We start from the raw sequence: 11,560 nt of genomic DNA, 5'->3' as shown, positions 1-11,560 counted from the left end.
GATTTTACTGTGTCTACTGCTGCGACATTAGAATAATCACCAATAAAAAAGTTTACAGTAAAAGGATTTTCAGCATTGGCATTACCATTATTATAAACATACGCACTTAAAGTAAAAGGGTACATTGGAGACAGCACAAAACCCGGATTTATACATCTCACGGTAAGATCGGGGCTGCCCGCTGAGTAGACTTTAACCTGTGCAGTATTGTCAGACGGGTCAGAATCATAATCCGTAAAAACTTCCGCTCTATTAATTAAAACAACTTTTTCCTGAGGCATAATCTCATTAACTTTTGCCGTATATCCGATTTTAACGCTTTGCCCCGGATCAAGTAATCCTATATCCCAATTCGCCGTTTTCCCTTCTGTTCTGTCTGGCTGAACTGTAAATTTAACGTATTTAAGCGAATCACTTAACTGATCGGTTATTTTGACATTTTCAGCAACCCCAGGCCCTTTGTTAATTACAGAAATTTCATAACTTATAGTATCACATGCACTTGTAAAAAGCAGGGTATCTCCCTGATCAACAATAAAATTTTCAGTAACTGCTTTTTTTGTTATTTTAACATTTCTCGGCGTAAAGGGAACATAGTACTCTCCCTGGCCACGGCCCTCATTTCCGTCCTTATCTTTTACAGAAACATCAACAATACGCCAGGTTCCGTTTGTTCTTCTGTCCGTGGTTGTTGTAGCCAGTATATAATATCCCTGGATATCGCGATAAATAGACATATAAATTTTTGAAATATCATTTGTCCTGTTTGCCTTTGTATAGGTTCCCCCTGTCGAATATGCCATTTTTTGTAATGATACTTCATCAATATCTGTTCCGCTGCCAATACCGATTGAATAGATTGCAATATCATAATTATTAGCATATTGTATTATTTCGTCAAGCGTTACAACACCCTTATCGTCCAATCCGTCAGTATATACAATAACAACTTTACGTCCCTGCTGGCCCGAACACTCCTCAAGTGCCTTGTATATTCCCTGGTAAAGAGCAGTTCCGCTTCTGTCCGGTGTAGGTTTTGAAATTGCATTTATCAACAAAGTTGTATCAGAAGTAAATGTCTGATAAACCATAATATAATCAGTAATTTTTATTACTGCCGCCTGATCCTCATTACTCATGCTCCTGACAAAATTCTTTGCAGCATCTTCAATAACATCAAGGTTGTTAATACTTCCCGAACAATCCATGGCAAGGGCAATAGACGCACCATATCCTTTAATGCGCGGTACTTCCGTGACCATGTATTCGGGAATCATTGTTTTTATATTTTTATTATCCGGCAAAGATGTATTTTCTTTATGATACTCAAGAAGCGTTTTCCATATATAATCGACCTTTTCTCCGTTCTCTGCAATATCCATAGCTGTGAGCCACTTTGAAGTATCCGCGAGGCCGTGTACATATCTTCCCTTTTTGTCCCGAACCGTAATTATAGACATGACAGGATTAGGAAATCCGGCCTGTTTACCTCTCAGCACTGTAGTATCCGAGATTGAAACACTCTTGAATTTAACCTCAAGATTCCCGGTCTGTGCATAAATATTCCCTGCTGCCATAGACAACATAAAAAATAAAATAAAGTTTAATAAGACAGGGATCTTAAAATTGGTACATGAATCAGATTCACTTCTGAACATGGCTTCTCCTTGTGTTTTTAAATATTTTTAACACAAAAGGATTAAAAAGAATAAATAGTCATTGATTATATCTTTATAAACAATAGTAAAATACCTATTTTTTAAGAAATTGTCAAGAAGAATACAATTTCTTCATATAATTATTTTATTTTTTTAAACACCTGTTTCCTTTTGAATTAAGGCAGTAAAGATCAGAAAAATGGAAGAGATATAACAACAGAAACATTTAACACAATTAAAAGCTGTCCGCATCCACTAAAAGCTGTCCACATCCACCGATTAAACTGCAAATAAATATTTAATTCGCAGGTACGGCATACTCTAAAAAATTAGTCATAACCTCTTTGCCTCTGCTTGTAAGAATAGATTCAGGGTGAAACTGTACTCCTTCTACCGGAAACAAACTGTGACGGACTCCCATAATCACACCATCTTCGGTCCATGCAGTGACTTCAAGACAGGAAGGCAGGCTGCTTTTTTCCACAACGAGGGAATGGTACCTTGTCGCGGGAAACGGATTTTCAACAGATTTAAAAATTGTCCTCCCGTCATGAAATATTCTGGATCTCTTCCCGTGCATTACAGAATCAGCACTCACTATCTTTGCACCGAATGCAGCAGCTATTGCCTGATGCCCCAGACATACGCCGAAAACAGGAATTCTGCCGGAAAACGCACGTACAGCCTCTATTGAAATTCCGGCCTCTGCAGGAGTCCGCGGTCCGGGAGAAATAATTATTGCCGAAGGTTTAAGAGCCGCTATATCATCAATACTTATCTCATCATTCCTTTTTACCAGAGTTATATGCCCCAGCTCCTCAATGTACTGGACTAAATTAAACACGAAAGAATCGTAGTTATCAATCACTAAAATCATTTTTACTCCCTGCAAGAGCCGCGGCCTGCAGAACAGCCCTTGCCTTATTAATTGTTTCGTCATACTCCCGTTCAGGAACAGAATCAGCAACAATACCTGCTCCTGCCTGTACAACACCCTTATCTCCTTTTAATACTATCATGCGGATACCTATGCAGGTCTCGCTGTTTCCGTCAAAGCCAAAATAACCTATTGCACCTGCATAAACTCCTCTGTCAGCTTTTTCCAGCTCATCAATAATCTCCATAGCTCTGATTTTCGGAGCGCCCGAAACAGTACCTGCAGGAAAGCATGCCTTAACAACATCAAAGCTGTCTGTATCATTTTTAACCTGCCCTGTAACATTTGAAACAAGATGCATAACTTTGGAAAATTTTTCTACTTTAAGAAGGCTGTCCACTCTAACCGTACCGGGAACACAGACCCTTCCGAGATCATTCCTGGCCAGATCGACAAGCATTATATGCTCAGCTTTCTCTTTTTCATCCAGCATAAGCTGCATTTTCATCTTTTTATCTTCTTCCGGGTTATTTCCCCTCGGCCTCGTTCCTGCAAGCGGCCTCGTTGTTGCAATACCGTTTCTAATTTCCACAAGCATCTCAGGAGAGGACCCCAGAACTGTAAAATCTTTAAGTTTAAGGAAGTAAAGATAAGGTGCGGGATTAGTAAAACGCAGCGCATTATAGAGTGTTAAAGGGGATGTTTTCAGCTCAAACTCAAATTGCTGTGATATTACAACCTGGAAAATGTCACCTGCAATAATGTACTCTTTTGCCTTTTTTGCCATCTCACAGAATTCATCTCTGGTCGTATTTGCCTTAAAATCAGGCAGGCCGGTTTGTTGAAAACCTTCATTAAGCTTGTTTTCCTTTTTCCCGGGCAGAAGGACAAGTCTCTGCCTTATTTTTTCAGCTCTTTCTCTCCTGTTTTCTCCGTAAACAACTATTTTACCGGTTTTTCTGACATGATCCACAACTATAATATCGCCGGGAATTAAAAAAAGAATATCGGGAAATTCTTTAATTTTGGAGTTTGACGTATTGATCTTATCAAATTTCCCTGCTGCATTGTAACCGATGTATCCGAGAGCTCCTCCCAAAAACGGCTCTTCTCCACGAACATCAGGACCGGATTTTACAATGCTGCGCAAAAGTGAAAATGTTTCTTCCTTTTCAAAAGAGGAACCTTCCTTTGATCTGACAATTGTCCCGTTATCTGCGGATTGAAGAACCATCACAGGGTTTCCTGCAATAAATGAAAACCTGCCCCTTGCGCCGAGGGAATCCATGGATTCGTACAAAACAGCGTAATCATCCTCTGAATACAAATTCTTAAAAATAAGAAGCGGATCAAAAGAGGTTTCCAAATCCAGGATAAACGGCAAATTTATTTTAAAATTTACCAACATTAACCTCCTGTTTATCGAATAGTTGCATCTTTAAGCTCCCTGACCAATAATTTCAGGTCACCGCCATTCATGACTTCGTCAATAATTTTAGAACCCACAATTACTCCATCAGCAATTCCCGATGCTTCTCTTACATGCACTGGAGTGGAAATCCCAAATCCCAATGCAGCAGGTGTATCTGTTACTTGTGATACTCTGCGTATTAAAGGACGGGCCTGCTCTGACAGGCTTGAACGCATTCCAGTAACACCGGAAACACTAACACAGTAAATAAATCCCCTGGAGATCGTAGCGTTCATTTTTATTCTTTCTGCGGATGATGCGGGCGATACAAGAAAAATTGTATCAATATCCCTCTCATCAGCAAAAAAACGTATTTCTTCCGACTCTTCAGCAGGCAGGTCAGGGAAGATTATGCCTGCAATTCCCGATTCTTCAGCATGCTTGAAAAATTCCTTTAAAGAAAATTTTAAAACCGGATTAAGGTAGCTCATAAAAACCACAGGCACCGTAATATTCAATTTTGAAATACCTTCTATAATTTTCATCAGGCTTATCCGGTTTTTCAGAGCCTGAACCGAAGCTTTCTGAATTACGACTCCGTCTGCAATCGGATCAGAAAACGGGATTCCGACTTCAATTATGTCTGCACCATTTTCCGCAAGAACCCGAATATTTCTCATTGATGTACTAAAATCAGGGAATCCTGCAGTATAAAAGCAGATTAGTGCAGCTTCGTTCTTCTCTTTCAAAGATTCAAATTTTTCTTTTATTTTCATATTAATCCCTCAAGAGTATTAAGATCCTTGTCTCCTCTGCCGGAAAGATTGACAATAATAGTTTGATCTTTCTCCATCTGCCCTGCTCTCTTAAAGGCATAGGCGAGAGCATGGCTGCTCTCCAGCGCAGGCAGAATCCCCTCTTTCCTTGTGGTTAAAACCGCAGCATCAACAGCCTCACGGTCTCTTACAAAACAGTACTTTGCCCTTCCCGTATCTTTTAAATAAGCATGTTCCGGGCCCACTCCGGGGTAATCAAGGCCTGCTGAAACAGAGTGAGATTCGATTATCTGGCCGTCATCATTCTGCAGAATATAGGTCTTTGCACCGTGAAGCACTCCCACACTTCCGAGGCACAGGGATGCCCCATGTTCCCCCGGCCCTGAACCGTATCCTCCGGCCTCCACACCTGTTAAAGGAACATCATCATTGAGAAAGGCGTTGAAAAATCCTGCAGCATTGCTCCCTCCCCCCACACACGCAATCAGTTCATCAGGCAGGCTGCCCTCAGCATTGAGTATCTGCTCCCTTGCCTCCTTACCGATAACAGACTGAAAATCTCCGACAATGAGAGGATAGGGATGCGGGCCGACTACAGATCCGATGCAGTAGTAGGTTGATTCCACATTTGCAACCCAGTCTCTCATTGCTTCATTAACTGCATCTTTCAAAGTCTTTGATCCGCTCTCAACGACTCTGACTTCAGATCCCAACATCTTCATTCTCATCACATTAGATTGCTGCCTTATCACATCTTCCTCGCCCATGTAAACTGTACAATCTATTCCAAAAAGTGCACACGCGGTTGCTGTCGCGACACCATGCTGGCCTGCTCCTGTCTCAGCAATAACACGGCTCTTTCCCATCTCTTTTGCAAGCAGTACCTGTCCCATGCTGTTGTTGATTTTATGAGCTCCGGTATGAGCAAGATCTTCTCTTTTGAGAAAAATTTTCGCGCCTCCTGCAAAATCAGTTAAATTACCTGCAAAATACAGAGGCGTGGGCCTGCCTACATAATCTTTAAGCAACTCATCCAGCCTGTTTTTAAAGACAGAATCTTTTAAACATTTTGAATAGAACAGAGAGAGTTCCTGAAGAGCACCCATCACTGTTTCAGGTACATACATGCCTCCGAAACCGCCCCATCTTCCTTTTTCATCTACATCAAACTGCATTTCGCCTCCATTATGAACTTTTTTATTTTTTCATGATCCTTAATGCCCAAGGATTTTTCAACTCCTGAAGAGACATCAACCCCGAAAGGTTTTATAATATTTACAGCTTTTTTAACATTTTCCGGAGTCAATCCTCCGGCAATAATTATTGGATACTGTTTCGGCAGTTCTCTGAAATTCAACCACTTAAACTGATCTCCGTCACCGCATCCGGGGTCCAGAATATAACCTGCAACTTTTATCCTGGCCGCAGTATCCTTTACTTTCCCTACTGTATCCGTATCTAAAATTTTTATTCTCTTAATTACAGGTATTTCAATATCTTTTATAAAATTTGCGTCCTCTTCGCCGTGAAGCTGCACAGCATCAATGCCGGAAACAGCCGCAGTTTTTTTAACAAAGTCTAAACTCTGGTTCATAAAAACACCCACACTGGCTACAAACGGCGGAAGCTTCTGAATGATATCTCTCGCTTTTAAAACATCTATTTTTCTCTGAGAGGGAGCAAATACAAACCCCAAAGCATCTGCACCAAAACAAACTGCTTCCATTGCATCCTCAAGATTTGTAATTCCACAAATTTTTACTCTTGGTACGCTCGTAGACCTCATCATGATATTATTCCTCCCGGCTTGAAAGATGTAAAAGATATTCAGCAGGATTTGAAGACCGCATGAGAGAAGTCCCTATCAGGACACCGTTAAAACCCATTTCCCGTACAGCCTGAAATTGGCATTTTTCGGTAATTCCGCTCTCACTTACAGTCAGGATTCCCTCAGGCACTTTATCTTTAAGGAAAAGAGCAAGATTCATGTCTATCTCAAAAGTTTCAAGATTTCTATTGTTGATTCCTATTATCTGTGCCCCCGCTTTTAATGCTTTATCAAGTTCTCCTGCAGATATCACCTCTACAAGTGCATCCATGCCCGCCTCATTTATTATGCGGAGAAAATCTTTTAGCTGTTCATAATCAAGAATTTCCGCTATAAGAAGTACAGCATCAGCTCCAAGAAAAAATGATTCGTATATCTGTCCCTCATCAATAATAAAATCCTTTCTTAGAACAGGGAGTGATACAGATGATTTTACTGCCAGCAGATCCTCATTCGACCCGTTAAAAAAGGCCATGTCTGTCAGTACAGATACTGCACTCGCACCTCCTGTCCTGTAATATCCAGCCTGCTGTGCAGGAGATTTTTTCTGTGAGATAACTCCTTCAGACGGAGAGCTTCTTTTGTATTCCGCAATGATGCTTAACCCCGGTTTTTGAATAGAACTGTAAAAAAAACCGGTATTTTTAACTTTTTTATATGCAAAATCTCTTTTCAACAGGTCATAATATTCTCTGTTATTTACAGTATCTTCCCTTTTAACCTGTACTATCTTCTCTAAAATTGACACTGGTTACCTCTGATTTGTATTTGTAATTTTTTTGAGATCATTGAGAACCTTTATTGCTTTTCCTGAATCAATTGAGTCTTCAGCCATTAAAATTCCTTCTCTTACGGATTCCGCATGCCCTGATACATAAATAACAGCACCTGCATTAATAAGAACAAAATCCCTCCTTGCGCCTTTTTCTCCGTTCAAGATTGAAAGTGCAATCTCTGCATTCTTTTCCGGCCCTTCGCCCTTTAAATCATTAAGGGATGCATCGCTGAATCCAAAATCCGAGGGTTTTATCTCCCTGCTGAATATTTCTCCGTCTTTTAATTCAACAACATTTGTCAATGATGAGACAGAAATTTCATCAAGGCCATCTCTGCTGTGCACAATCACCACATGTTCGGACCCTAATTTCTTTAAGGTCTCGGCAATAACAAAAGCAATATCATCCGAATACACGCCTATAAGCTGCCGCTTTACTCCTGCAGGATTTGTGACCGGCCCCAGCATATTAAAAATTGTCCGTACTCCGAGAGCTTTCCGTGTATTCATTGCATACTTCATTGCGGAGTGAAGTCTCGGTGCAAACAGGAACCCGAAATTTGCCTGGTCAATGCTTTCTGCCATTGTTTCAGGGCTTATATCAATGTTTACACCAAGGGATTGAAGTATGTCTGCGCTCCCGCAGCTGCTTGATACAGACCTGTTGCCATGTTTTGCAACCCTGCATCCTGCACCTGCAGCAACAATTCCAGCAACAGTTGACACATTAAAAGTATTCAGCCCGTCTCCGCCTGTACCGCAGGTATCTACAAGAGTGTTTTTTCTGCATACCACTTTTGTCGACTTTTCCCGCATAACACGCGCAAAGCCTTCCACCTCTTCTGCAGTCTCTCCTTTAAGTTTCAGCCCCATCAGAAGGCCGGCAATTTCAGCATCACAGGCAGTTCCGCTCATAATTTCCTCTGCAGCAGACCTTGCTTCTGCCACAGAAAGGTGCTCCTGCTCCGCTACTTTTTGAATTGCTTTTTTAATACTCATAATTTCCTCCGAAAATAAAAAAAGCCGCGGGAGTGATTCCCGCAGCTTCATGTTGATTTTGAAAATAAAAAAGGCGGGAATCTATTTTTATAGCTCCCACCTTAAGGTCTTGATTATTTATGAAATATTACAGGAGGGCGCAGAATATCCAGCGCCACCACCATGCAAAAGCAGTTACATTATTAACTTTTAAATCTATATTTTTTAAATTCAGTTTTTCCATCTTGTTTTGATTTTACAAATAAATTTATTTAAAGTCAATAATAATTTTTAAAAAATTCTGCACGCCCCTGAGAATTTACAAAAATTGTATCAAATATTTTACTCCTGCAACAGAAAATTTTCTGATGTAATATAGACAAAACATATCATTTACTTTGCTTATTTATGTATTTAACAATCCGTTACTATCTTCCGAGCTCTTTTTATTATGGGTTACTTCTCAAAAGTTCCGCTGAAATTCATTAAGTCTCCTGTTGGAAAACCATTTTCGCCTCTTTTCTTCAGTTGCCCATTAAATGAACCTTTTATTGAAGTAACTCTTGTTCCGCCATAAGTACCTTTTTTTGTTTCAATTTTTTCAATTTGGACGGAAACATTGTTGATTTTGTATGTCTTTAATGTCATGTACGGGTGTGTTGCTTCGCCAGGCCCGGCTGCAGTAAAATCCAGGCTGAATGCAACTTCGTCTGTGTTTTGGCCCTCTCCTGCCGTAATTGCATCAATTGTATAATCATTGCTTTTTTGCCCCGGTGTTATTGCATTATTTCTGATACCGGCTTCTTTTAGTTTTAATTCTTCTCCGCCGATTGTAAGAGAAACAATTAATTCTTTTTTAACATCAGTATTTTTAATTTCAGCTTTCTGAGTTGTTTTTTTTGCTGCTGCTTTATTTTTTTGTTGAGAATTTCCTCCGCTGCAAGCAAATATTGTAATACTTAAAGCAATTACAACTAAAATTAGTGTTAATTTTTTCATTTTAAACTCTCCTTCTTTTGGTTAAGAAACGTATTTCCCCTTGACTTTTTTCTTAATTGTCGCTCGTTTCGACTTCGCTCAACGAGCGATCTCTTCCGCTGCCTGAGCGTAGCCGAAGGCAGCTTTTATCAATCATAATTATTTTCAGTTATTTCCCAATGACCGCCCTTTGCGGGCCCGATGCGTTTGATAATTCCCTCTTTTTTAAGTTTATTCAGATTCCATTCAACCCCCCTAACGGATAACCCTGTCTGAACGCTTAGTTCTTTGCGGGTTATTGATGGATTTTGCTCAATCTCCTCTAAAATTTTCCCCACAGTTTTCCCCACAGTTTTCTCATCAGCAGTTTCTTTATCCGTCACAGGGCGGTAAAAGGTTACCAGAAATCCGCTGCTCAGTGTTTTAAAACCATAGCGGATATTGTTTTCTTTACATTCGCGTCTATGCGCTGCAAACCAGAGCCCCAGCGGTCAATATTTTTGGCTCTATATGGCTGCTTATTGCTTGCGAAATATCCCGTAAAGTTTTTTCGCTTACCTTTTGTCCGATAAGTTTGCCGTTGTTTTTAACCCCGAAGTATAATTCGCCTTTTCCGTGTTTGTTCAAAATAGCGGCAATGGAAATAATACCTTTTTTTAACTCGCCGGTTGATTTTTTGAGTTCTGTATTTTCATTTTCGATAAACTTCACTGTATTCTCAATTTCTCCAAAACATTCTTTACTTCTTAGAAAAAAGATTACAACCATTGTAATTAAATTATATTGGAAAGTCAAGACAAAAACAGTTTACCTGCACACTAAAGCTGTCATTCCCATCCCGATTCTCTTTTAAAAAAAATATAATAGTAAGAATCGGGATAAAAAAAGTGCCTGCCCACAATCTTAAGGGAATTAATAAATTAGCCAAAAAAAACAAAGAAGTTTATATTACAGAAATAATAAAAAATTAAAATTAACAAACAAGAAGAAAGAACAGTCGCGACCGTTTCCTTCACCAATATAGTAAATATATGTTTTTAATTTTACAATTAACCTAATACTTCCAACTAAAGCTCAAAAGAACCTATATTAGGGACCTTTATCTTTACAATAAATACAAACCAGATAAAAACATTATAACTAACTTTATTATATACTTAATATCTGTCACCGCACCAGAATCATCTTTTTTGCCTCAGCATGAGAGCCGGCTGTAATCTGATAAATATAAACACCTGATGTTACAGGATTTCCATTACTATCCATACCCTGCCACTGAACTGATTTCTCTCCCGGATCCTCTACACCATTAACCAGAGTTATAATCTCTTTTCCGCTTACATCAAAAACTTTTATTAAAACTTCAGCTCTTTTCTGTATTTTATATCTGATTGTAGTACAAGGGTTAAACGGATTAGGATAATTCTGGTACAGAACAAAATCCTCCGGCATACCTGAATAACCGTCCATTACGCTTGTCTGTGTCACATCCACAGTAAGCCCTTTTATACAGAGATTTGCAGTATGAATCCAAGCAATACTGTCAGGCTGATAAAAATCGTACAAATCTTTCCACTCTGATCCGTCAAGAACATAGCTCTGTTCAGGGCTTGCTTTTGAAACCACACTTTCACCTGTGGCAGTTGCTCCGAGAAGAACCGGTACTTTTGAAGTCCTGTCAATAGCATGTCCTCCCTTTGACAAATACAGATACAGATAGAACGGTGCACCCTGGGCAAGGCTTACACTGCTGTCCAGATCTACAGTGTGAAAACCTGAAAAATCAATAGTGCCTGAAATCTCTGAAGCTAAATTCTGCAGGCTTGTACCATTAAATTTCAGATAAATCCTTGCAACATAATTCACTGTATCTGCAGCTGTGAAAAAACTTACTGCTCTAAGTTCTTCATCTCCCTTTAAATAGAATTTATTAAATCCTTCTGAAATGTAAGTTAAGGTATCTCTCCACCCATGATAATCATGATAATAAACATTATCATACTCCATGGGTTCAACATTGTAAAATGATACAGCTCCCATTTCCGGATGATGCCCGGCCCATTTGTCAAAATATGAAATCCAGAAATAACCTTCAATGCCCCAGCCTGTACCCCAGCTGTTTTTTACAAGCCATGCACCGAGTACAGTTGCCTGGGTCTTTTTTGAATCATCCCACCCCACAATTGCAACAGAGTGGTTCGGAAGGCTATCAGCAGAAATTTTTTGATAATGGACAAAACTTAAATCAATATAGGAGCTATTGTAAGCAATGCACGTTG

At 39.6% G+C, this 11,560-nt stretch carries 12 protein-coding genes; all 12 read right to left on the bottom strand.

Annotation, left to right across the window (positions count from 1 at the left end; translation table 11 throughout):
- The coding region (locus J7K93_07235; protein MCD6116790.1) for a VWA domain-containing protein at positions 1-1,658 on the bottom strand (1,658 nt) is incomplete at its 3' end.
- A gap of 298 nt (positions 1,659-1,956) precedes the next feature.
- Positions 1,957-2,535, bottom strand: coding sequence for an aminodeoxychorismate/anthranilate synthase component II (locus J7K93_07230; GenBank protein ID MCD6116789.1), 579 nt, complete (start codon positions 2,533-2,535; stop codon positions 1,957-1,959).
- Positions 2,519-3,943, bottom strand: a complete 1,425-nt coding sequence (locus J7K93_07225; protein ID MCD6116788.1) for an anthranilate synthase component I family protein — start codon at positions 3,941-3,943, stop codon at positions 2,519-2,521. The genes J7K93_07230 and J7K93_07225 overlap by 17 nt, the downstream gene beginning before the upstream one ends.
- An 11-nt stretch (positions 3,944-3,954) precedes the next feature.
- On the bottom strand, positions 3,955-4,722 hold the full coding sequence (trpA, locus tag J7K93_07220; GenBank protein ID MCD6116787.1) for a tryptophan synthase subunit alpha: 768 nt from the start codon (positions 4,720-4,722) through the stop codon (positions 3,955-3,957).
- Entirely contained in the window at positions 4,719-5,897 is a 1,179-nt protein-coding gene (trpB, locus tag J7K93_07215; GenBank protein MCD6116786.1) for a tryptophan synthase subunit beta, read from the bottom strand. The genes trpA and trpB overlap by 4 nt, the downstream gene beginning before the upstream one ends.
- Complete coding sequence (locus J7K93_07210; GenBank protein MCD6116785.1) at positions 5,882-6,511, bottom strand: phosphoribosylanthranilate isomerase; 630 nt, start codon at positions 6,509-6,511, stop codon at positions 5,882-5,884. Before J7K93_07210 ends, trpB begins: the two co-directional genes overlap by 16 nt.
- A gap of 4 nt (positions 6,512-6,515) precedes the next feature.
- Complete coding sequence (gene trpC / locus J7K93_07205; GenBank protein MCD6116784.1) at positions 6,516-7,298, bottom strand: indole-3-glycerol phosphate synthase TrpC; 783 nt, start codon at positions 7,296-7,298, stop codon at positions 6,516-6,518.
- 3 nt (positions 7,299-7,301) lie between these two features.
- Positions 7,302-8,327: an anthranilate phosphoribosyltransferase gene (gene trpD, locus J7K93_07200; protein MCD6116783.1), complete on the bottom strand. Its 1,026-nt coding sequence runs from the start codon at positions 8,325-8,327 to the stop codon at positions 7,302-7,304.
- A 432-nt stretch (positions 8,328-8,759) separates the two neighbouring features.
- A complete protein-coding gene (locus J7K93_07195) occupies positions 8,760-9,302 on the bottom strand; it encodes a hypothetical protein (GenBank protein MCD6116782.1) in 543 nt (180 codons plus the stop codon).
- Between the two features lie 128 nt (positions 9,303-9,430).
- Complete coding sequence (locus tag J7K93_07190) at positions 9,431-9,769, bottom strand: winged helix-turn-helix domain-containing protein (GenBank protein ID MCD6116781.1); 339 nt, start codon at positions 9,767-9,769, stop codon at positions 9,431-9,433.
- The gene (locus J7K93_07185) at positions 9,744-10,049 is read right to left on the bottom strand and encodes an ATP-binding protein (GenBank protein ID MCD6116780.1); all 306 of its coding nucleotides are present in this window, start codon (positions 10,047-10,049) and stop codon (positions 9,744-9,746) included. The genes J7K93_07190 and J7K93_07185 overlap by 26 nt, the downstream gene beginning before the upstream one ends.
- A 399-nt stretch (positions 10,050-10,448) precedes the next feature.
- Positions 10,449-11,560: T9SS type A sorting domain-containing protein (locus tag J7K93_07180; protein MCD6116779.1), on the bottom strand; the 1,112-nt coding region annotated here is incomplete at its 5' end.

Source organism: bacterium, from assembly GCA_021158245.1.
GTDB lineage: Bacteria > Zhuqueibacterota > QNDG01 > QNDG01 > QNDG01 > QNDG01.
This window is presented reverse-complemented; position numbering and strand designations above follow the sequence as displayed.